This window comes from Pseudomonas sp. E102, from assembly GCF_052660185.1.
On the sequence record NZ_CP084025.1, the window covers coordinates 1,877,463 to 1,901,188 of the forward strand.

Below are 23,726 nucleotides of genomic sequence, written 5' to 3' on the forward strand. Positions count from 1 at the left end.
ATACGGCTGATTGGGTACATATCCGTTTCTGTGGTAATTGCTGCTGGAGGTTCCGCCCTTACGGCGGCTTACTTTTTTTCAGACGCCAAAAAAAGCAAGCAAAAAAGGCTTCGCCCCACCACTCGGCACCTCGCCGAGGCTCGGTGTGCCCTCACGCAGGCCAGCGTGGTTAACGGGGCGTTAAGATCAAGATCAAGATCAAAATCAAAAGCGGTGCCACGCCTCAAACCTTGATCATCTCCCGCACCTTCGCCGTCAACAAATCAAAGGTAAACGGCTTGGTGATCATTTGCATGCCCGGGTCAAGAAAACCACCGCGCACCGCCGCGTGTTCAGCGTAGCCAGTGATGAACAATACCTTGAGGTCAGGGCGGATCTGGCGGCCTATTTCGGCCAGTTGTCTTCCGTTCATGCCGGGGAGCCCCACGTCGCTGATCAGCAGGTCGATGCGCTGGTTCGATTGCAGGATCGGCACCGCGCCGTTGGCGTCGCCGGCCTCGACGAAGGCGTAGCCCAATTCGCTGAGCACCGCGCTGACCAGGACCCGCACCGCTGGGTCGTCTTCAACGATCAATACGGTTTCGCCATCTTGCGCATAAGGCGCCTGTGGGACGACGACTTGCGGTTCGTGCATTTCTTCGCCGATGAAGCGCGGCAGGTAGAGATTCACGGTGGTGCCGTTGCCGACCTCGCTGTTGATGGTCACGTGTCCGCGTGACTGCTTGCTGAACCCATAGATCATCGAAAGCCCAAGGCCCGTGCCCTGGCCGATGGGCTTGGTGGTGAAGAAGGGGTCGAACGCGCGATGCATCACCGCTTCGGGCATGCCGCAACCGGTGTCCTGAACGCTCAACACCACATAGTCGCCGGGCTCGAGGTTGCTGTAGGCATCGGTAAAGCCGGTGTCCAGGTATTTATTGAAGGTCTGTACCACCAGCTTGCCGCCGCCGGGCATGGCATCGCGGGCGTTGAGGACCAGGTTGAGCAGGGCGCTCTCCAGTTGGTTGGGGTCGGCTTCGGCGATCCATAGGTGTTCGTCGAGGCGCATTTCCAGGGCGATGCTTTCGTTGAGGCTGCGCTGAAGCAGTTCGCCCATTGACAGCACCAGGGTATTCATCTGCACGGCCTTGGAATCCAGCGACTGGCGGCGGGAGAAGGCCAGCAGCCGGTGGGTCAGGCCCGCGGCGCGATTAGCCGAGGTCACGCCCAGGTCTATCAGGCTGTCGAGATCTTCGGTGCGACCTCGCGCCAGGCGTCGACGCAGCAGTTCGAGGCTGCCGATGATGCCGGTGAGCATGTTGTTGAAGTCGTGGGCGATGCCGCCGGTGAGCTGGCCGACCGCCTCCATTTTCTGCGATTGGCGCAGGGCTTCCTCGTTGTGACGCAGTTGGGCGGTACGCTCCTCGACTTGCTGTTCCAGCGTTTCCAAAGTGTTCTGTAGGCGTTGTTCGCTGGTGCTCAGGTCGATCAGGCGGTCCCGGGCTTCGTATTGCCTTCGGCGGCCGCGCAGGGCGGTGGTCACCAGGCTGACGAGCGTCACCGGGTGGAACGGCCGCTCCAGGAAGGTCACATTGCCCAGTTGTGTGCCGATACGTGCGACTGGGTTGTGCTCCGGCCCCCCGTGGTGCGTCAGCAGGACGATGGGCAGGTCGGACCATGCCGGTTGCTGCTCGATGTATTGGAGCAGGTTCTCCAGGTCGGGCCCTACCAGCGCTTCCGAGGAAATCACCAGCAGGCCCGCCCCGTGTTCCAACTCTTCACACAAATGACCCAGATGACTGCATACAAGGCCATTAAAGCCGGCCTCGTTGAGAATCATCAGGGCAATCTGGCTGTCCCGTCCCAGGGGCGCGAGAATCAGCGCCCGCTCGGACAGTGGCTCGCCCGACGTCACTGGGGATCATCCTCAAGCAACGGGTGTCCCGCTCCCATATAGGTTGGCACTCCGCGCAATACGCCTTGGAACGCTTCCAGCGGTTCACCGATGGTCATGCCCTGCTTGTTGATGCGGTATTCGCGGATGGTGGATTCATGGCTGCCGGTGCGTTTCTTGATGATGGAAATGGCCCGGCGAACCTTGCCCAGCGCCTCGAAATAACGCAATAGGATGACGGTGTCGGCCAGGTAGGTGATGTCCACCGGCGCTTGCATGTCCCCCACCAGGCCGTGTTGGGCGACGGTCATGAACGTCGCCGCGCCTTTGCGGTTGAGGTAGAGCAACAGCTCGTGCATGTGCAGAACCAAGGCGTTTTCTTCGGGCATGGCGGCCTGATAGCCATTGATGCTGTCGATGACCACGGTCTTGATGTCGCCTTCGTTGACGCAACGGCGTACCCGGTGGGAAAACTCGCCGGGCGAAAGCTCGGCCGCATCGACCTGTTCGATCAGCAGATTGCCGGTATTTTGCAGTTCCAGCAGGTCGATGCCGATGTGCTTCATGCGCTCGAACAGCAGCCCCAGCTCTTCATCGAAAATGAATAGTGCGGCTTTTTCGCCGCGATGCACCGCTGCCGCCGCGAAAATCAAGGAAATCAAGGATTTGCCGGTACCCGCCGGGCCAAGAATCAGCGTGCTGGAGCCGGTCTCGATGCCGCCCCCCAGCAGGGCGTCCATTTCCTTGATGCCACTGGACAGTTGCTGGCGCACGTACTGGCCACGGTGTTCGGCGGCCACCAGGCGAGGGAATACATGCACGCCATCGCCCATGATGGTGAAGTCGTGGTAGCCGCCACGGTATTTCTGCCCACGGTACTTGACCACCCGCAGCCGACGCCGCTCGGCACCGTAGCTGGGGGTCAGTTCTTCAAGGCGGATAACGCCGTGGGCGACACTGTGTACGGTCTTGTCCAGGGACTCGGTGGTCAGGTCATCCAAGAGCACTACCGTAGCGTCGTAGCGCACGAAATAGTGCTTGATCGCCAGGATCTGCCGGCGATAGCGCAGGGAACTCTGCGCAAGGAGGCGGATCTCCGAGAGACTGTCCAGCACGACGCGGGTCGGCTTGACGCGCTCGACCACTTCGAAGATCTGCCGGGTCGCTTCGCCCAGCTCCAGGTCCGAGGAATACAGCAGGCTTTGCTGGTGCTCGGCATTGAGCAGGCTCTCGGGCGGGGTCAATTCGAAGATATGGATGTTTTCATCCAGGGTCCAGCCATGGGAGGCTGCGCCCTGGCGCAGTTCACGCTCGGTTTCCGATAGCGTGATGTACAACGAGCGCTCGCCGGCCTTTGCGCCGGCTAGCAGGAAGTGCAACGCGACCGTGGTTTTGCCAGTGCCCGGTTCTCCCTCCAGTAGGAACACATGGCCTCGGGACAAACCACCGGAAAGGACGTCGTCCAGCCCTTCGATACCGGTGGCGGCTTTTGCGCTGATCAACTCGTTAGATGTAATCAAAAATAACCCTCTCATGACTAGGGAAGTAGGCAGCTGGCGGGTTAGCGCCTGAAATGAACTGCCTGAACACTTGACCTTCGGCAGTCACGGCGGTTCCGCTTCCTTTGACAAAACGCGTACTGTTGCACAACTTTCGGTATACGCCTATTGCCCTATAAACCTTGTTGTATCGCCGGGTCGTCGGGGTTCAGTTGTTCCAACTGGGCCAACAGCACCTGGACATGCTGCAACTGACCGGTCTCCTTCCAATAGTTGATCAGCAACACCCGGGCGTTGCGGTCGGCGGGGTAGCGCTGGACGATTTCCTGCAACTGTTTCTGCGCCGCTTCCACTTCCTGCTCTTCATGCAGCGTAGTCGCCAGATCAAAACGGTATTGCCGGTTATCAGGCTCCAATTCCACCGCTTTCGCCAAGCCTAGCACCGCGTATTCACTCTGGCCGTGCTGCAACAGCCACATGCCCAGCGCATGTTGCAGATAAGCCGATGCCGGCTGTGCTTGCAACTGCCGAGCGAGCAACTGGCGGGCGGCTTCTCCCTGGCCTTGTTTATCCAGCACATCGACCTGCATGACCAGCGCCGGCAGGTTGTCGGGTTGCAGGCGCAGAAGATGCTCCAATGCCTGTTGGGCTTTTTCCAGTTCGGCGTCATGCCTGTACAGCCGGGCAAGCTGAAAGAGGGATTCGGGGGAGGGTGGGCTGTCGTTCAACGACTGCTTCCAGGTATCGACGGCGATCTGCATCGCACCGAAATAAAGCCCGAGTTCATCGGGTGACAGCCCCAGCAATGCATTTACGGCGGCGAACCGGACATCCGGGTCGTTTTCATCCAGGAGCGGGCCGAGCAGCAGGCTGCGCTGGGCGTTCGGCACCAGCCCGACAATACTGACGATCGCCGCGCGGCGGACCTGCGGCGATTCGCTGTGCAAATCCGCCTGCGCCAGTTTCAACGCTTGGGGGCTTGGATAGTTGGGCAGTTCGCCGTGCAGCCATACCCGGCGCTTGGGGGAGAGGTCCGGACGTCCCAGTTGCTGGTACAGCATCCGCGCTGCTCCTGGCTGTCCGTTGCGGGCGCTTTCCAACGCTTCGCTGTAACCACGCTTGATGGCCTCGGGAATCTGCGGTGTGGCATTGCGCAGCCATATCGCGACGAGACCGATTGCCAAGACAACCGCAAGCGTGAACAGCAGGTAGCGGCGAGACGAAGACATGCAGGTAATCCATAACCAGGAGCGTGAAATGCCGCAAGCTTCGGTCAGGTCCGCGTTTGAGTCAAACCTGTAATCGCGGTGAGGGACCCGCGGGTGCGAGCCTGCTCCCACAATGGGTTCTGACATCCATAAAAAAGCCCCGCGTCCGAATGAGGCGCGGGGCAAACAATTGGTTGGTTGCGGCCAACCAAAGGAGCTCGGTTGGGAAGGGTGTCAGTTGCTGGCGACGGTTTCCGGTTGCCAGCCGCCGCCCAGGGCCTTGTAGATCGCGACAATGCCGCGATACAGGTCCACTTCGGCCTGGGCCTGACTGTCTTCGGCCGCCAGGCGTTCACGTTGGGCGTCGAGCAGCACGAGGAAGTCCTCGGTGCCTTCGCGATAACGGATCTCGGCCAGGTCGGCGGCCGCGCGGCTCGATTCGCTCTGGCGGATCAGCGAGATGAGGCGCTGTTGGCGTTTGCCGTAATCACTGAAGGCGTTTTCCGACTCTTCCAAGGCCAGCAACACTTGTTGCTCATAGTTCGCCAGTGCTCCGTCGGCGTCGGCGCTGGCGCCGCGTAAGCGAGCCCGCACGCTGCCCAGGTCAAAAGCGGCCCAGGTAATGCTCGGGCCCAGCGCCCAGGCGTTGGCGGCCGAGGAGCCGATCTGCGAACCACGTCCGGCGGTAAACCCGAGGAAACCGCTCAGGCTGACCCTAGGGAACAGGTCGGCCTTGGCCACGCCGATGCGCGCCGTGGCGGCTGCCAGTTGACGCTCGGCGCTGAGGATATCGGGACGGCGTTGCAACAATTGGCCCGGATCGCCAATCGGCAGAGCCTTGGCAATGGCTGGCAGCTGTTTAGGACTCAAGTCCACGCTCAGCTTGTCCGGGCGCTCGCCCAGCAATGTCGCAATGCGGTTGCGCTGACGCGCCTGTTCGGCCTGCAGTTGCGGCACGCTGGCTTCCACCGCTGCCAAGCGAGCGTCGGCACGCACCACGTCGAGCTGATCGCCGACGCCGGCATCACGCAGGCTTTCGGTGATCTTGCGGGACGCCTGCTGGTTCTCCAGGTTGGCCAGGGCGATTTTCTCCCGAAGCTGCGCGCCACGCAGTTGGCCGTAGGCGTCCACCAGCTCGGCGATTATGGTCACCTGCAGTTGGTAGAGATCGGCTTCGACGGCCTGCTGGTCGGCATCGGTCGCTTCCAGGTTGCGCTGGATGCGTCCGAACAGGTCCAACTCCCAGGCCATGTCCAGGCCCAGGTCATAACGCTCGGAGTTGACCCGATCGTCCGTCTGCCCCATCGGGTTCTGGCCTTTGCCCAGTTCGCTGCTGGCGCGGCTGGTGATGGTCGGCATGGCGTCATTGCTGGCGTCGTCGCGAATCGCCCGGGCAGCCCGCAGGCGGGCGAAGGCCACGCGCAATTCCCGGTTGCCTTCCAGAGAACGCGTCACCAGCGAGTTGAGGGTCGGATCGTCGAACTGCTGCCACCAGACGCCTTCGAAGCGGGCGCGGTCGAAGTTCTTCTGGCCGGCGGCGCCGTCGGTGGCGGTGGTGATATTCGCCGCCTCCGTTTGCGGTGCCTTGTAGTCCGGGCCTACGGCGCAGGCACTCAGTGCAAGCATCAGCAGGCTCGGCAGGAACGCTTTCAAACTCATTGTTGCGCCTCCAGTTTCAGGGCCCGGGCCGCTTTGCGGGCCTCGCTGCGCTCGACGAAATTACGGATCAGTACGTAGAACACCGGGGTGAGCAGCAGGCCGAAGAAGGTCACGCCGAGCATGCCCGAGAACACCGCCACACCCATGGCGTGACGCATTTCCGCACCGGCGCCGCTGGAGAACACCAGGGGAACCACGCCCATGATGAAGGCGAAGGAGGTCATCAGGATCGGCCGCAGACGCAGGCGGCACGCTTCCAGGACCGCCGCCAGCGGGCTCATGCCTTCGAGCTGTTTATCCTTGGCGAACTCGACGATCAGAATCGCGTTCTTACAGGCAAGTCCTACCAATACGATCAAGCCAATCTGGGTGAAGATGTTGTTGTCGCCACCGGACAGAATTACCCCGGTAATTGCCGACAGCAGCGTCATCGGTACGATCAGGATTACCGCCAATGGCAGGCTCCAACTTTCGTATTGCGCGGCGAGCACCAGGAACGCCAGCAATACGCAGAGCGGGAACACGAACAGCGCAGTGTTGCCCGAGAGGATCTGCTGGTACGTCAGGTCGGTCCACTCGTAGGTCATGCCATTGGGCAGTTCGTCATTGAGCAGTTTCTCGATGGCTTTCTCGGCCTGGCCGGAGCTGTAGCCAGGGGCGGCGGCGCCGTTGATTTCAGCGGTGATGAAGCCGTTGTAGTGCATCACGCGGTCAGGCCCCGAGGTGTCGCTGACCTTGATGAAGGTCGCCAGCGGGATCATCTCGCCACGGTTGTTGCGCACCTTCAGTTGGCCGATCTGGTCCGATTCGAGACGGAACTGCTGCTCGGCCTGGACATTGACCTGGTAGGTGCGGCCGAAACGGTTGAAGTCGTTGGCATACAGCGAACCCAGGTAGATCTGGAGGGTGTCGAAGATGTCGCTGACGGCCACGCCGTGGGTCTTGGCCTTTTCACGGTCGATGGCGGCATCGACCTGGGGTACGTTCACGGTGTAGCTGGTGAACAATCCGGCCAGTTCCGGCACGTTGTGGCTCTTGGCGATGATGTTCATGGTTTCTTTGTACAGCTCGTCGTAGCCCAGGTTGCCCCGGTCTTCGATTTGCAGGCGGAAACCACCGATCGTGCCCAGGCCTTGCACCGGCGGCGGCGGGAAGATCGCCATGTAGGCTTCCTGGATTTCCGAGTACTGGCCGTTCAAGGCACCGGCGATGGCGCCGGCCGACATGCTCGGGTCCTTGCGCTCGTCGAAAGGCTTGAGGGTCACGAACACGATGCCGGCGTTCGGGCTGTTGGTGAAGCCGTTGATCGACAGACCAGGGAAGGCCACGGCGCTTTCCACGCCAGGCTGCTTGAGGGCCAGGTCGGACATGCGCTTGATCACATCTTCGGTGCGGTCCAGGCTCGCGGCGTCCGGCAGTTGGGCGAAGGCCACCAGGTATTGCTTGTCCTGGCCAGGCACGAAACCGGTCGGCGTGTTGGAGAAGCCGAAGAAGGTCAATACCATCAAGCCTGCGTAGACGATCAGGGCAATCCCGCTGCTGCGGATCACCCGAGCGACAGTACCCACGTAGCCATGGCTGGCACGTTCGAAGAAGCGGTTGAACGGACGGAACAGCCAGCCACCAAAGACCCGGTCCAGGAATCTGGAGAAACGGTCCTTGGGTGCGTCATGCCCCTTGAGCAAAACTGCGGCCAGGGCCGGCGACAGGGTCAACGAGTTGATCGCCGAGATCACCGTGGAGATCGCAATGGTCAGGGCGAACTGCTTATAGAACTGACCGGTCAGGCCGCTGATGAACGCCGCAGGAACGAAGACCGCGCAGAGCACCAGGGCGGTGGCGATGATCGGGCCGGTCACTTCGCCCATGGCGCGCTTTGTCGCCTCCACGGGGGTGAGGCCCAGTTCGATGTTCCGCTCGACGTTCTCCACCACCACGATGGCGTCGTCCACCACGATACCGATGGCCAACACCAGGCCGAACAGCGAAAGGGCGTTGAGGGAGAATCCGAACAGGTGCATGACCGCGAAGGTACCGATCAGCGAAACCGGTACGGCCACCAATGGGATGATCGAGGCGCGCCAGGTCTGTAGGAACAGGATGACCACCAGCACCACGAGGATCAGCGCTTCGAACAGGGTATGCACCACCGCTTCGATGGAGCCACGGACGAAGATCGTCGGGTCATAGACAATGCTGTAGTCCATGCCGGCCGGGAAGCCTTTCTTCAGCTCGTCCATTTTCTCCCGCACATCGTTGGAGATCTGGATGGCATTGGAGCCAGGACGCTGGAAGATCGGGATTGCCACCGCCGGCTGATTGTCCAGCAGCGAGCGCAGGGCGTATTGGCTGGAGCCCAGCTCCACCCGAGCGATGTCCTTCAGGCGAGTGATTTCACCGTTGGCACCGGAACGAATGATGATGTTCTCGAATTCTTCCTCATTGACCAGGCGGCCTTGGGTATTGATCGAGAGCTGGAAGGCCTGGGCATTCGGTGCCGGCGGCGCACCCAGGGCACCGGCAGCGACCTGGCGGTTCTGCTCACGAATCGCGGTCACCACGTCGGTGGCGGTCAGGTTGCGCGAAGCGGTCTTGTTCGGGTCCAGCCAGACCCGCAGGGAATAGTCACCCATGCCGAACAGCTGCACATCACCCACGCCACCCAGGCGCGCCAACTCGTCCTTGATGTTGAGCAAGGCGTAGTTGGACAGGTAGAGCATGTCGTAGCGTTTGTCCGGCGAGGTCAAGTGCACGACCATCGTCAGGTCGGGCGACGCCTTGTCCACCGTGATGCCGATGCGGGTCACTTCCTCCGGCAGCTTGGGCTCGGTGCGGGTGACACGGTTCTGCACCTGCACCTGCGCGTTATCCAGGTCGGTGCCCAGAGCGAAGGTGATGGTCAGGGTGATCTTGCCGTCGGCGGTGGATTGCGAGGACATGTACAGCATGTTCTCGACGCCGGTAATGGCTTGTTCCAGGGGCGCGGCCACGGTTTCGCCGATGACCTTGGGGTTGGCGCCCGGGAAGTTGGCGCGGACCACTACGGTAGGCGGCACGACTTCCGGATATTCGCTGATCGGCAGTTGGAACAGCGAGATAGCGCCGGCGATCAGAATCAACAGCGAGAGCACCGCTGCGAAGATCGGCCGCGAAATGAAGAACTGGGAAAATTTCATCTTGAGTTCAGTCCCTTAACCGCGTGGGGACGCAGAGGCCAGTTTGCCTGCCGCTCCGGACGCTGCCTTGGAGGGCGCGACCTGGGGCAGGTTGCTGGCTTCGAGCGCTTTGCGTTGTTGTGCCAGGGCGGCGAGGGTTTGCTCGCTGGCCATCGGCACGGTTTCAGGCGTAACCGGCGAACCCGGACGGGCCCGTTGCAGCCCCTTGACGATAATGGTGTCGTCCTTGCTCAGGCCGTTGCGCACGATGCGCAGGCCTTCGATCTTTGGCCCCAGCTCGACAGCGCGGTAGGCCGGCTTGTTCTCGCCATCCATCACCAGGACGAATTTCTTGCCCAGGTCGGTGCCTACGGCTTCGTCGTTGATCAGCACGGCGGAATAGGTGCCGCTGCCCACCAGCTTCAGTCGGGCATAAAGGCCTGGCGTGAAGGCGCCGTCTTTATTGTCGAACACCGCGCGACCACGGATCGTGCCGGTCTGTGGGTTGACCTGGTTGTCGACGAAGTTCATCTGGCCCAGGTGCGGATTGCCGTCTTCGTTGGACAGGCCCATGTAGACAGGCGTGGCTTGGCCGCGCTGGCCTTGGCGGGCAAGTTGGGTGTACTTGAGGAACACACGCTCGTCGGCGTCGAAGTAGGCGTAGACCTTGTCGGTGGACACCACACTGGTCAACGGCGTGACGTCGGCGGTCACCAGGTTGCCGGCGGTGATTTCCGCCCGGCTGACACGACCGTTGATGGGCGAGGTAACCCGGGTGAAGCTGAGGTTCAGCTTGGCCAGGTCCAGCTGCGCTTGAATACCTGCCACGGCGGCGCGGGCTTCCTGTGCAGCGGTCGTACGCGAATCCGCCAGTTCAGCGGAAATCGCATTGCTCAGACGCAGGCGTTCGCCACGTTGGGCCTCGTTCTCGCTGCGGGTCGCGGTGGCGCGGGCCTGCGCCAGTTGCGCTTCGAGACGACGCACTTCCGCCTGGAAGGGGCGGGGGTCGATCTGGAACAACAGGTCGCCTTTCTTGACCAGGGCGCCTTCGGTGAAAGCAACGTGATCGATCTGCCCCGAAACCCGCGGGCGAATCTCGACGGTTTCCGGCGCTTCGAGGCGCCCGGTGAATTCATCCCATTCGTTGACGCGCTGCTCCAGCACCTTGGCCACGCTGACTTTGGCCGCCGGCATCGAAGCTGCCGTATCGGGAGTCTTACCGCAAGCGCTGATCACCAGCACCGCCAACAGTGCGAGGGGAAAGCGCAATTTAGAAAGTGAATGTTCCATGGATAGCATCCGCCAAGTGTATTGAGATGGGCGGATGATGCGTGTCGAGGCGCAGAGGAACGAATCGAATGAAACAAAGGTAACTATCATCCGGAATGATATAAGTCATCGACGAGGCCTCTATCGCGGGGCTTTCGTTAGTTGGCTATCAATCTAGTTGATATCCCTTCAGGTGGTTCGCAAGACTGATGCCATCGCCCGCTCGGCGATGTCACGGGACATAAAGATCATGGATACGCTTGATCGCCCCTTCATTGCGCAACGCTTCCACCGCGCCGCGCAAATCCTCGACGAGTTTCGCCGAGCATTGCCTGGAGCACGCGAGATAGAGGTCGGCACTGCTGCCCACTGAACTCATGAGCAGCTTGCGCTTGGAAACTTTTGGCCAGATATATCGGCTTTCGGGCACGCCGTTGAACCAGGCATCGATGCGCCCCATCAGGAGCATTTGGGCAGGGTTGTCGCCGATGGCCAACGGGTAGATCTGGTCGTCCCGGAAGCCCTCGGTGCGCAGGATTTCCTCTTGCGCGCTACCCAGGCCGACGCCCACCTTGCGAAAGGTTTCTTTCGCTTGGGCAAAGCTGCCGACCTTATGATCGAGGCTGAAGAACGCGCGCTCCATGGGCATGATCGACGAGATCCAGGTGAAGCGGGTTTCTCGCCCCGGAATGCGCGACAGCGGCGCTATCAAGAAGTCATGCTCCTCACTGACGTGCTTTTGCGCCCTGGCCCAGGGAAGCACATGGATCTTTACCGCATACCCGGCGCGGGTGATCGCCTTCACGGCGACATCGCCGACAATGCCGTGGCCCCTGGGGTCGTTGAGCAGTGTCAACGGGGGCGCGTCGAGGATGTGCAGTTCAATGACCCGGGGCTCGCCGCACGCGCTATCGACAGCCAGGAGCAGGCAGAGCAGCGACAATACGCTGGTACGGTCATTCAATACGCGGGTGATCCGGCTCATGATCGTTACTTCAGGCATTGAAAGGCGCGCCATTCTATTGAGGGAGGCGGCGCGCAAATAGCCTCCTGCTGTCCAAAGCAAGCAGCACCCGACCGAGGGCACGACATTATTATTGGCTACACGTCGGCCTGTCCCTTGGCCTGACGACGTGTACCTGAAGGTATAGATCATCCGGAAGACAAAAGCCTTGAACTTCGCATGGCGGCAACCGCTCCCAAGATAGACGCCGCGAAACCCGGCTTGAAAATGGGTTTGCGTCATTCCTCGTTTGTAAGCCTCTCCCTCGCGTCTCGGGTGTCAACCGCGCACCGACGTCGGCAACGCTTCGTTGTAAACCGTATCTGTAGGCCATTTTCCGACAGCTTGTGAGTCCATTCTCTTTCGTAGAAATGGCCTGGGTTTAGACCTGTCCGGCTCTGCGCCGCTTCGCTATGTTTGTACAGCGAACACTTAACATCCGGTTTGAGAGGAATAGGCATGGCTTCATACAGTTTCCAGAATGAAGTACCCAAGAGCAGGATCAATATCAAACTTGATCTGCACACTGGCGGCGCGCAAAAGAAAGTTGAGTTGCCACTCAAATTGATGGTGATGGGAGATTACAGCAACGGCAGCGAACAGCGCCCTTTATCCGTCAGAGACAAGATCAATATCAACAAGCACAACGTCGATCATGTCCTGGCCGAGTTTTCGCCAACTTTGACGATCGCTGCGCATAATACATTGGCGGACAACGGGGAGGATATTTCAATCGAACTGCAGTTTCATCGCATGAAAGACTTTGAGCCGGAACAAGTAGCCAGGCAGATCCCTCAATTACGGGCGCTGCTGGCCATGCGCAATCTTCTACGCGACTTGAAGTCGAACCTGCTTGATAACATGGCCTTCCGTCTAGAATTGGAGCGCATCCTCCAGGATGATGCGCTCAGCAATGAACTGCGGGACGAATTGGCGGCCTTGGCGCCAAAAGACATTCGCTAATCAAATACGGGCGGCAGCCCAAAGAGTAAATTCATATGTCTACTGAAAGTAATAACGTGCAATCGCGCGGCGCTACAGTATTGGCTGAAGATAAGGGAGTTTATGCAGCCCTGTTCAGTAAGATCAATTTGAATCCCATCGCAGAGTTGGGAAGCATCGAAACTTTCCAGCATGCCGAGGCGCTGTCCGAGGCCTCGGTTGACGAGCGCGTCACTGCCGCTGTCAGTGTGTTCTTGAAGTTGCTCAAGGAATCGCCGCACAGAGTGGAACGATTGGACAAAGTGCTGCTGGATGAGCATATAGCGTTGCTCGACATGCAAATCAGTCGTCAACTTGATGCGGTCATGCATCACGCCGAATTCCAAAGGATCGAATCAACCTGGCGCGGCGTAAAGTCCCTGGTCGACCAGACCGATTTTCGACAGAACGTGCGAATAGAACTGCTGGATATCAGCAAGGATGATCTGGTACGAGACTTCGAAGACGCCCCCGAAATCGCCCAGAGCGGGCTGTACCTGCATACCTATACCCGTGAATACGACACGCCGGGCGGAGAGCCGATCGCGGCAGCGATCTCCAGCTACGAGTTCGATCGTAGCCCGCAGGACATCGCCTTGCTGCGTAATATCTCGAAAGTCGCCGCGGCAGCCCATATGCCCTTCATCGGTTCGGTGGGGCCGGCATTTTTCGGCAAGCGATCCATGGAGGAAGTGGCTGCCATCAAGGACATCGGCAACTATTTCGATCGCGCCGAATACATCAAGTGGAAGGCGTTTCGCGACAGTGACGATGCGCGATACATCGGCCTGACCATGCCGAGGGTCCTGGGTCGCCTGCCCTATGGCCCGGATACCGTGCCAGTGCGCAGCTTCAATTACATCGAGAGCGTCAAGGGCCCCGATCACGACAGGTATTTGTGGACCAACGCATCCTTTGCCTTTGCCGCCAACATGGTCAAGAGCTTCATCGCCAATGGATGGTGCGTGCAGATCCGTGGGCCTCAATCGGGCGGCGCAGTCACCGACCTGCCGATCCACTTGTATGACCTGGGCACTGGCAACCAGGTGAAGATTCCTTCAGAGGTGATGATCCCGGAAACCCGCGAATTTGAATTCGCCAATCTCGGTTTCATTCCCTTGTCGTATTACAAGAACCGCGACTACGCCTGTTTCTTCTCCGCCAGCTCGGCTCAGAAACCTGCGTTGTACGACACCGCGGATGCTACCGCCAACAGCCGGATCAACGCACGGCTGCCCTATATCTTCCTGCTCTCGCGCATTGCCCATTACTTGAAGTTGATCCAACGCGAAAACATCGGCACCACCAAGGATCGTCGTTTGCTGGAGCTGGAACTCAACAAGTGGATCGGCGGACTTGTCACCGAAATGACCGATCCGGGCGATGACCTGCAGGCTTCGCACCCTCTTCGTGACGCAAAGGTGACGGTGGAGGACATCGAGGACAACCCCGGTTTCTTCCGGGTCAAGTTGTACGCAGTGCCGCACTTTCAGGTCGAGGGCATGGACGTCAACTTATCCCTGGTCTCGCAAATGCCCAAGGCGAAAGCCTGACTCGCTTTCAAGGAAATGACGCCATGAAAATCGATCGTCCCTTATGGACGTCCGGCACCCTGTTGTCTGCGCAACAGTTTCAACAACAGGCGCGCTGGGAAGCGTGGGCCAACGAGCAACGCGCCGGCTTGGCCTTGGCGCATCCCTGGGGCGTGACGGCCGTCGAGTTCGATACCGACGCATTGGGCCTTGGTAAGCTCAAGGCAACCCGGCTAAGCGTGTGCATGCCCGACGGTACCCTGCTCGACAGCGAACGGGTGGATCGTCTTCCGCCTGGGCTGGAGTTGTCGCGGTTATTGACCGACGACACCCGGGAGGCGCTCGTGCTGCTGGCCCTGCCCCTGGAACAGGCCAACGGAAACAATTGCCTGATGGAGGAGGGCCGCGCCGATCGGCCCACCCGTTACCGTCAAGACTGGCGTAGCGTGCAGGATCTCTATGCGCAGGAAGTGCAGTCGATCGCCGTGCTGGAGCACAACCTGTCGCTGCGCCTGGACAAGGACGACAACGGTGATTACCTGGTCTGTCCCATCGCGCGCCTGATCCGTGAAGGGCAGGGCAAGTGGCGTCTCGATCCGGCCTACGTACCGCCATTGCTCAGTTTCGCCGCGCACCCGGGTCTGTTGCTCCAGCTGGACAACCTATTGACGCAGCTGTCGGCCAAGCGGCAGCGCCTGATGGGCATGCGCCGGGAGAGCAATCAACACATGGCTGACTTCGCTGTAGCCGATGTGTCGTTGTTCTGGTTGCTCAACGCCTTGAACACCTACGAGCCGGTGCTGGCTGATATCAAGTCCTATCCCCAGCGACATCCCGAGCAGGTCTATCTGGAGCTCGCCAAGCTGGCCGGGGGGCTGCTGACGTTTTCGCTGGAACACGATATCGACAGGATTCCAGCCTATCGGCATGAGCAACTGGAGACGGTGTTTGCACCGCTGATGCGTTGTATCGCAACGTTGCTTGAAGCCAGCCTGCCTTCGCGCGTCATAGCACTGGTTCTGGAGAACACGAGCGCCAATCGCTGGCAGGTAACGCTCAACGATGCCCGGCTACGTGAACCTGACGGTGCTGATTTCTACCTCTCGGTGCGCTGCCAGTTACCGGCGGCACAGTTGCAGGAGCAATTTCCTCGCTTGTGCAAGGTCGGCGCGCCGGCCGATGTCGACAACCTGATCAATGCGGCGCTCGACGGCGTCCCCCTGAAGCCCCTCAGCCATGTGCCCGCGGCCATCGCGCTGCGCCTGGAAAACCAGTACTTCGCCCTCGATCTCGGTCACGCCAAGGGCCAGGCCATGCTGGCCGCCGGGGCTTTTGCTTGCTACGTGCCCAGCACTTTGTCGCAAGTCCAACTTGAACTGTTTGCGGTGTTACGCACATGACGCTGAACTTCACGAAACAAACCCACGCAATGGCGAAGCATATCGACGCCTTGCTGCAGGACAGTTATTTGCTGGTGGTCGAGTTACGCCATGGTACTTCGGTACACGACACCCAGGCGCTGCAGCAGCTTTGCCTGGAACAGGTCGAGCAGGTTCGACGGCAGCTCGAACAGCTCGCGGTGGAACCGCGCAGCATCGAACACATCAGTCATGCCCAATGTGCGCTGCTCGACGAAGCCATCCTCGTCTGCACGAAGGGCCCGATACGAGCAGAATGGAGCCGCGAACCGCTACAGGCCAAGCTGTTCAACCGGCATCAGGCCGGTGAGTTTCTCTACGAGGAAATGCGCCTGGTATTGCGCGAACCATCACCGGATCCACGGGTGCTTGTTGTGTTCCATCGGGTACTGATGCTGGGTTTCGGAGGCCGCTACACGGACCCTGACGACCCTGAGCGCGAGCAAGTGCTTGCCGCCCTCGACGCTCAGGTCCCGCCTTTGAACATCAGCCAGAACCTTGCTACGCGAAAGGGCGGTCGCCTGGGTCGGCATCAATCCCCATGGTTCCATGGAATAGCGGTGGCGCTGCTGCATGCCGGTGTCTGGTGGGCAATGGATCACTGGCTGGCCGGCGTGGTTGTTTCCCTCATGCCCGGCCAGGCATGAGGGGCCCTATGACGATTCCATTGAAACGAGTCCTTTGGGCATGGGCCGGGATGCTTGGCGTGATATTGCTGTTCATCCTCCCGCTCGACACCCGGATACGCGTGATCGGGGTGTTGGTCATGATCGGCGTTGCGACGGTGGTTTGGGCGATGGCCAATCATCGTGCGGCTCGATTGCGCCAGTCGGTAGAGTTCGCCGCCGATGTGGCCATGCCACCCTCGTCGTTTCGTCAACCGGTGGTCCTGGTCTGCGGCGACGCCCTGGATGGCCTGTTCGGCACCGTCCCCGCCGAGCGATGGGCGCTACGCGTCACCCATCAAGGTTGCTATGTACGGGTGCCGAGTGTCGAGCAGTTGCCGAACGTGACCGAGAGCCTGCTGGCCTTGCGTCCGGGGTGGGGTGCTCAGCTCAGCGTGATGTTCGTCATCAACCCTGCGGCACACGGGAATGAAGCTGAACTGGCGGGGCGGATACGAGCGTTTCGTCACCAAGCCGCGCTGGCAGGCAGGCAGGGTGCGTCCTTGCCAATGATGCTGGTGAGTTATGTCCGCGCACCTCAGCGCGTGGACCCATGGTTCTGCTGGGTGGATGGTCCTCCCAATAATCCTCGTGTTCATGATGCCGGAGCCTGTGTCGATCTGGCTGACTGGCTGCAACAGCCCACCCGTTCGGCGCTGCGGGCGACACGGTTGCATGCGGGCGTGCAACTGAACAATGCGGTGGCGTGGCTGCACGAGGAGGTGCTGCCGCATTTCAATTCACGCGGTGACGGGCGAGGCTCGGCGGTGTGCTGGTCGATAAAGTTGGTGCCGGCAATACCGCAAACCGTGGAGGGGAATCTCTGGGAGCAGCGGCTACGTAGCAAAGTGGCGCTGGTCGACACCAGGCCCGGGGAGATGCAAGCGGTGCTGCCGTTTCCGGATCCTCTGCTGAACCTGATTCCACTGCGGGCCCAACGTACCTCGATGCAGCGTGCCGCCATCATCGCGGTGTGGATGTATGCCCTGGCCGGCGGGATCGCCCTGGTCAGTTCCGCATGGCAGAACAACTTGTTGGTCCGCCAGGTCACTGATGACCTGCGCCGCTATGCGCCGCTCCTTGAGATGGAACCTCAGGAACAACCAACATCTCGCTGGCGCCAGCAAGCCGAGGTCAACCTCCGTGAGACCGCGCATCGGCTGCAGACCTACCACCGACAGGGTGAACCCCTGGCGCTGGGCATGGGGCTATATCGCGGTGACCTTTTGCGCGAGCCATTGAGGGCGGCGCTTTCCAGTCGTCTGACGTCGTCCGGGCCAATGCCTGCGCAAGCGTCCGAACCCGTGAGGCTAGACAGCCTGTCCCTGTTCAGCCCGGGCAGCGCGCGGCTCAAGCCGGGTTCAACCAAGGTACTGGTCAAAGCGTTGGTCGGCATCAAGGCACGATCCGGCTGGCTGATCGTGATTGCCGGGCACACCGATGCCACCGGCGAAGCCGCGCACAACCTCAAGCTGTCCCGAGCCCGTGCCGCCGCCGTGCATGAATGGATGCTGCATGTGGGCGGCATGCCCGACACGTGTTTCGCCGTGCAAGGGTTTGGCGCAACCCAGCCGATCGCCAGCAATGACACCGAGGCGGGGCGTGCGGCCAACCGCCGAGTCGATATCCGTCTGGTACCTGAAGTGGGCGCTTGTGCGTTCCCCACGACAGGGTCGGACAGTCAACCCCCAGTCGCATTCAGCGACATTCAATCTTGAAAAGGAGCTTCACATGGCAATTCCCGTTTACCTCTGGCTGCAAGATGACGGCGGCGCGCAAATCAAAGGTTCCGTGGATGTACAAAAGCGCGAGGGCAGCATCGAAGTGGTTGCTCAGGATCACAGCCTGTACATCCCGACCGATAACAACACCGGCAAGCTGACCGGCGCGCGGGTTCATACGCCGTTCCTGTTTTCAAAGGAAATCGACGCCTCTAGTCCCTACCTCTACAAGGCCGTTACCACCGGGCAGACGCTCAAGAGCGCCGAATTCAAGTGGTACCGCATCGATGATGCCGGGCAGGAGGTCGAGTACTTCATCACCAAACTGGAGAACGTCAAGGTGGTGAAGGTCGCGCCAAAAATGCACGACATCAAAGACCCGACCAAAGAGAAGCATAACCACCTGGAACAGATTGAGTTGCGCTACGAGAAGGTCACCTGGACCTACAAGGACGGCAACATCATTCATTCCGATTCCTGGAGCGAACGCCAAAGCGCCTGAGGCGAATAAGCCCAAAGGCCACCGCGGCGCCGCCGATTGCCGGTGTGCTGGGTTGAGCGTCCGTTCGCGGGCGCTCAGCCAAGAACATCTGTTTCCCCCGTTTACCCGACCTGTACCGGAACCCGAACAAGGATGCTCCCCATGGCACAAAGCCCCTCGCGTCTGCTTCGTCGTTTGAATCCCTACTGCGCCCAGGCCCTGAGCGACGCGGCCTCAATGTGTCAGAGCCGCGCCCATGCCCACATCACCATCGAGCACTGGTTGCTCAAGTTGCTGGGGCAGGGCGAGGGCGACTTGACCGTCATCGCCCGTCGTCACGGACTGGACCTGGAGGTGCTTTGGTGCGGCCTGCTCAACCACCTCGATAACCTGCCGCGCAGCGTACAGGCCAAGCCACAGCTGTCTGAACCGTTGCAAATACTGATCAAGCATGCCTGGCTGCGGGCCTCGCTGGATGACGACAACGACCGGCTGCGCTCCGCCCATCTGCTGGGTGCGCTGATGGACGACCCCGGGCTGCTGGTTTGCGAAGCGGCCTGGCCGTTGCTCAGCCTCGGCGAGCTCCAACTGCAACGCCTGTTTGCTTTGCTGGATCAAGTCTCCGAAGAGCGTCCCCAAGGGCAGGAGCCTGTTGCGATAAGCGATCCCATCGCCGCCTTGAACGGAGACGCCAAGCCTGATGCACGCACGCTACTGCTGGACAGATTCACCCAGGACCTGACCGCCCGGGCTGGGGAAGGGCAAATTGATCCGGTGTTCGGTCGCGACGATGAGATACGTCAGGTCATTGACATACTCAGTCGCCGACGCAAGAACAACCCGATCCTGGTCGGTGAGCCGGGCGTGGGCAAAACCGCGCTGGTCGAAGGCCTCGCCCTGCGCATCGCCCAAGGCGACGTGCCCGACAGCCTGAAGTCCGTCTGCGTGCGCGCGCTGGATTTGGGGTTGCTGCAAGCCGGTGCCGGGGTCAAGGGCGAGTTCGAACACCGCCTCAAAAGCGTCATCGACGCAGTGCAGCAGTCCGAAACGCCGATCCTGCTGTTCATCGACGAAGCCCATACGCTGATCGGCGCCGGCAACCAGGCGGGGGGCGCCGACGCGGCAAACCTGCTCAAACCCGCCCTGGCCCGTGGCGAATTGCGCACCATCGCCGCGACCACCTGGGGCGAATACAAGCAATACTTCGAGCGGGATGCGGCATTGGAGCGTCGCTTCCAGCAGGTCAAGGTCGACGAACCGGACGATGCCAATGCCTGCCTCATGTTGCGCGGCCTCAAGGCCCGCTACGCGAGCCACCACGGCGTCCACATCCAGGATGCGGCGGTGCAGGCGGCCGTCAGCCTGTCGCGGCGCTACCTCACGGGCCGTCAATTGCCGGACAAGGCCGTCGACCTGTTGGACACGGCCTGTGCAAGGGTGCGCATGAGTGTCGATTGCGAACCCCAGGCGTTGGTCCACGTCAAGGCGCGGCAGGCTGCCCTGGAACTGGAGCGACAGGCACTGGAAGCCGACCAGGGCCTGGGCAGTCGCGTCGACACCGAACGCCTCGGGCAGATCGCTGCGCAACATGCCGAATTGGAACGCGGCCGAATCGAGCTGCTGAGCCGATACAGGCAGGTGCTCGATCTCTCTCAACAATTACTCGATGCTCGCGAGGCAGAGCCGCCGCGCTGGGTGGACTGTGTCCAGTTGCAACAGGAACTGGATGCGATCCAAGGCAATCAGCCGATGTTATCCCTGGATGTCGACGCCCACAGCGTAGCTGAGGTGATCGCCGATTGGACTGGGGTGCCCCTGGGCAGTTTGCTCAAAGATGAACAAGCGCACCTGCTGGAGCTTGAACAACAATTGGCGGAGCGCGTCGTCGGCCAGGCCCCAGCCCTCGAAGCGTTGGCCCAGCGCCTGCGTGCCGCCAAGACCGGGCTCGCCGATGACAAAGGCCCCCTGGGCGTTTTCCTGCTGGTGGGCACCAGCGGGGTAGGCAAGACCGAAACCGCCCGGGCCTTGGCCGACGCCCTGTTCGGCGGCGAAAAGGCGCTCGTCACCCTCAACCTTTCCGAGTATCAGGAAGCCCACACTGTCAGCCAGCTCAAAGGTTCGCCGCCCGGTTACGTCGGTTACGGACAAGGTGGTGTGCTGACCGAAGCCGTGCGTCAACGGCCCTACAGCGTCGTGCTGCTCGACGAGGTGGAAAAAGCCCATCGCGACGTCCTGAACCTGTTCTACCAAGTGTTCGATCGTGGCTTCATGCGTGATGGAGAAGGGCGAGAGGTCGATTTTCGCAACACCGTCATTCTGATGACCTCCAACCTGGGCAGCGACGCGTTGCAGGCCTGCCTTCACGTTCAACCCGACGCGCCGGACGGCACGTTGCATGAATGCCTGCGACCGATCCTGCGCGAACACTTTCAGCCGGCCTTGCTGGCGCGTTTCCAGACCCTCATCTATCGCCCGCTGCAAGTCGGTGCGCTGCAATGCATCGTTGCGATCAAGCTGGGCCAGGTTGCCCACCGTTTGCGGCGCCACTATGGCCTGGATTGCGAGTTCGACGATGCCCTCGGCGAAGCGATGGTTGCCGCTTGCCTGCTGCCCGATACCGGGGCGCGCAACATCGATAGCCTGCTCAACGAACAGATTTTGCCGGTGCTGAGCCAACAGTTGTTGCAACGCCGGGCCGCGCAGATACGGACAAACGGGGTGCGCCTGGGTTATTGCCAGGAGGAGGGCATCACCCTGTGTTTCATCGATGTCGCGGACACGGCCGGGACCGGCACCGTCGCCATGGAGCCTGCCCGATGAACATGGCCACCTTCTTCGACCACAGCCGCCACACCCTGAGCGTCTGCGACCTCACAGCCCATCTCGACGTCCTGGCCTTCACCGGCGAGGAGCACCTGAGCCGGCCCTACCACTACCGCATCGAATTCACCTGCACCGAGCGCGACCTGGTGGTCACCGACCTGCTCAACCGGGATGCTTACTTCAGTCTTTACCCGCTGCCGCCACCGCCGACGCCCAAGGGCTTCGCGCCGCCGGAGATCAAGCCGCTGCGCACGTTCAATGGCGCGATCACGGCGTTCAAGCGCCTGTCCGGCTCCAACGACGAAGCCCGCTACGAGATCACGTTGCAACCGCGTTTCGCGCTGCTGGCGCGGGGCAAGCAGTTTCGGATCTACCAGCACCAGTCGGTGCCGCAGATCGTCGAACACATCCTGCGCACGCGCCACGATTTCCGGGGCCAGCATTTCTATTTCAATGTGGTGCGCGACTACCCCCGGCGTGAACAGGTCATGCAATACGACGAAAGCGATCTGGCCTTCATCGAGCGCCTGCTGGCTGATGTCGGCATCTGGTACCGGGTCGTCAGCGATGACCGCCTGAGCATCGACGTGGTGGAGTTTCACGACGACCAGCGGCACTACCAGCGCGGCGTCAAGTTGCCGTGTCGCCCGCCGTCCGGCTTGTGCGCCAACGAGCAGGACGCGGTCTGGCACCTGCAAACCGCCCACCAGGTGGTGGAAAAAAACATCAACTTTCGCGCCTACCACCATCGCGAGGCCTACGCATTCCTCGACGGCGAGGTCGACCATACCCGCCGCGCCAAGGGCACCTACGGCGAGGCCTATCACTACGGCGAACCCTACACGGTGCTGGGCGAGCGCTACGCCCTGGACGAGGACCTGCAAAGCGAAAGCGGTTTTTTCTACGCGCGCCTGCGCCATGAACTCTACCTCAACGACCAGACCCGCCTCAGCGGCACCACCAGCAGCGCCACCCTGGCCCCGGCCCAGATGCTCGAAATCACCGGCGGCGCGCCCCAGGCCTTCGAGTTCGGCGCGGTGATCGTCAGCCTGCGCACCGAAGCGGCTCGGGACCGCAGCTTCATCGCCACTTTCCAAGCGATTCCTTACTCGGAAACCGTGTGCTTTCGCCCACCGCTGCCGCCCAAGCCGCGCATCAGCGGCACCATTCCCGCCCGCGTCAGTCACCCGGAAGTCAACCCGCCGTACGCTGACCTCGACTTCGAGGGCCGCTACAAGGTGCGCTTCCTGTTCGACCGCGACACCTGGCAAGCCGGCCGCGAAAGCGCCTGGCTGCGCCTGGCCCGACCCTACGGCGGCGACACCCACGGCCTGCATTTCCCGCTGCAGGCCGGCACCGAAGTGGCGGTGGCCTTCGAGCACGGCGACCCCGACCGCCCCTACATCGCCCACGCCCTGCACGACGACCGGCACCCGGACCCCGTCACCGCCCGCAACGAGCGCCGCAACGTGCTGCGCACTCCGACCAACAACAAACTGCGCATGGACGACACCCGAGGGCAGGAGCACATCAAGCTCAGCACCGAGCACAGCGGCAAGAGCCAGTTGAACCTGGGGCATCTGGTGGATGCCGAGCAGACGAAGCGGGGGGAAGGGTTTGAGTTGCGCACCGATGGACATGGCGCCCTTCGTGCGGGCAAGGGGGTGTTTATCAGTGCTGATGAGCAAACCCAGGCCAAGGGCGACGTCCTCACCATGGACCCGGCCACCGCCCAGGTCGAAGGTGCCAGACAGCAGATGGCCGAATGGCAGGACATCGCCCAGGCCCACCACAGCCGCAAACCCGACCTGCGCGGCTTGGAACAACTCCGGGCCGACGCAAAAGACCTTTCGGCCGCCGCGATCCTGCTCAGCGCCCCCCAGGGCATCGGCGCCGTCACCCCGGCCAGCCTGCTGCTCAAGAGCGGCGACGCGCTGTACCTGCAAAGCCACAACGAAATCAACCTCGCCGCCGCCAAGCGGCTGTCGGCCCACGCCAACCAGGGCATCTCGCTGCTGGCCCAACAGGAAGGCCTGCGCCTGGTCTCCGGCAAAGGACCCCTGGACATCGAATCCCACGGCGATGGGCTGGGCATGAAAGCCCAGCAGGACATCACCGTGCAGTCGGTGCAGGGGCATGTGCAGGTGACGGCGAAGAATGGCCTCACCCTGGCGTGTGGGGGTGGGTTCATTCGGATTACAGCCGAAGGCGAAATCCAGATTCATAGTCCTGGCCTAGTCAGTATCAAAGGGAAGCACAGACTCGACCGCCCCGGTGGCGAGACGTTTCCGCTGCCTGAGTTACCCGGTTCGGTGTGCAAAGAATGTTTGAAAAGGGCTAGGGCAGTCGCCCAGGGCTTCATGCCCAGGGGGGCATCGATATGACTTCAATGCAACGCCATGTCTGGCTTGACTTGCTAGAGGCCTCTGGTGCCAGGAG

General features: G+C 61.2%; 15 protein-coding genes. 8 read left to right on the plus strand and 7 right to left on the minus strand.

The annotated features are described in order from the left end of the window. Positions 1-223: 223 nt before the first annotated feature. From DOCECA_RS08615 to DOCECA_RS08645, 7 genes are all read right to left on the minus strand, one after another. Positions 224-1,894, minus strand: a complete 1,671-nt coding sequence (locus DOCECA_RS08615) for a response regulator (protein WP_434611306.1) — start codon at positions 1,892-1,894, stop codon at positions 224-226. Next, a complete protein-coding gene (locus tag DOCECA_RS08620; protein ID WP_420766871.1) occupies positions 1,891-3,393 on the minus strand; it encodes an ATPase domain-containing protein in 1,503 nt (500 codons plus the stop codon). The genes DOCECA_RS08615 and DOCECA_RS08620 overlap by 4 nt, the downstream gene beginning before the upstream one ends. Positions 3,394-3,545: 152 nt before the next feature. Further along, on the minus strand, positions 3,546-4,601 hold the full coding sequence (locus DOCECA_RS08625; RefSeq protein ID WP_445571759.1) for a tetratricopeptide repeat protein: 1,056 nt from the start codon (positions 4,599-4,601) through the stop codon (positions 3,546-3,548). Between the two features lie 213 nt (positions 4,602-4,814). Next, positions 4,815-6,239 (minus strand): efflux transporter outer membrane subunit, encoded by a 1,425-nt coding sequence (locus DOCECA_RS08630; protein WP_434611311.1) that lies wholly within the window; start codon positions 6,237-6,239, stop codon positions 4,815-4,817. Next, positions 6,236-9,415, minus strand: a complete 3,180-nt coding sequence (locus DOCECA_RS08635; protein ID WP_420766874.1) for an efflux RND transporter permease subunit — start codon at positions 9,413-9,415, stop codon at positions 6,236-6,238. Before DOCECA_RS08635 ends, DOCECA_RS08630 begins: the two co-directional genes overlap by 4 nt. A gap of 15 nt (positions 9,416-9,430) precedes the next feature. Beyond that, the gene (mexE, locus tag DOCECA_RS08640; protein ID WP_445571760.1) at positions 9,431-10,684 is read right to left on the minus strand and encodes a multidrug efflux RND transporter periplasmic adaptor subunit MexE; all 1,254 of its coding nucleotides are present in this window, start codon (positions 10,682-10,684) and stop codon (positions 9,431-9,433) included. A 211-nt stretch (positions 10,685-10,895) separates the two neighbouring features. Continuing rightward, on the minus strand, positions 10,896-11,648 hold the full coding sequence (locus tag DOCECA_RS08645; RefSeq protein ID WP_434651121.1) for a substrate-binding periplasmic protein: 753 nt from the start codon (positions 11,646-11,648) through the stop codon (positions 10,896-10,898). A 477-nt stretch (positions 11,649-12,125) separates the two neighbouring features. Between DOCECA_RS08645 and tssB the strand changes: the two genes are divergently transcribed. The 8 genes from tssB to DOCECA_RS08685 all read left to right on the plus strand — a co-directional run bounded on the left by tssB (position 12,126) and on the right by DOCECA_RS08685 (position 23,671). After that, a complete protein-coding gene (gene tssB / locus DOCECA_RS08650) occupies positions 12,126-12,629 on the plus strand; it encodes a type VI secretion system contractile sheath small subunit (RefSeq protein ID WP_434674892.1) in 504 nt (167 codons plus the stop codon). A gap of 35 nt (positions 12,630-12,664) precedes the next feature. After that, positions 12,665-14,200: a type VI secretion system contractile sheath large subunit gene (gene tssC, locus DOCECA_RS08655; RefSeq protein ID WP_434700837.1), complete on the plus strand. Its 1,536-nt coding sequence runs from the start codon at positions 12,665-12,667 to the stop codon at positions 14,198-14,200. Between the two features lie 23 nt (positions 14,201-14,223). Further along, positions 14,224-15,579: a type VI secretion system baseplate subunit TssK gene (gene tssK / locus DOCECA_RS08660; RefSeq protein WP_445571761.1), complete on the plus strand. Its 1,356-nt coding sequence runs from the start codon at positions 14,224-14,226 to the stop codon at positions 15,577-15,579. Next, positions 15,576-16,244 carry a type VI secretion system protein TssL, short form gene (tssL, locus tag DOCECA_RS08665; RefSeq protein WP_420766879.1) on the plus strand — a complete coding sequence of 223 codons (669 nt, stop codon included), beginning with the start codon at positions 15,576-15,578 and terminating at the stop codon, positions 16,242-16,244. Before tssK ends, tssL begins: the two co-directional genes overlap by 4 nt. A gap of 8 nt (positions 16,245-16,252) precedes the next feature. Then, positions 16,253-17,980, plus strand: coding sequence for an OmpA family protein (locus tag DOCECA_RS08670; RefSeq protein WP_445571762.1), 1,728 nt, complete (start codon positions 16,253-16,255; stop codon positions 17,978-17,980). 13 nt (positions 17,981-17,993) lie between these two features. After that, entirely contained in the window at positions 17,994-18,485 is a 492-nt protein-coding gene (locus DOCECA_RS08675) for an Hcp family type VI secretion system effector (protein WP_420234474.1), read from the plus strand. 141 nt (positions 18,486-18,626) lie between these two features. After that, positions 18,627-21,284, plus strand: a complete 2,658-nt coding sequence (gene tssH / locus DOCECA_RS08680; protein WP_445571763.1) for a type VI secretion system ATPase TssH — start codon at positions 18,627-18,629, stop codon at positions 21,282-21,284. Beyond that, positions 21,281-23,671, plus strand: coding sequence for a type VI secretion system Vgr family protein (locus DOCECA_RS08685; RefSeq protein WP_434650995.1), 2,391 nt, complete (start codon positions 21,281-21,283; stop codon positions 23,669-23,671). Before tssH ends, DOCECA_RS08685 begins: the two co-directional genes overlap by 4 nt. Positions 23,672-23,726 lie beyond the last annotated feature (55 nt).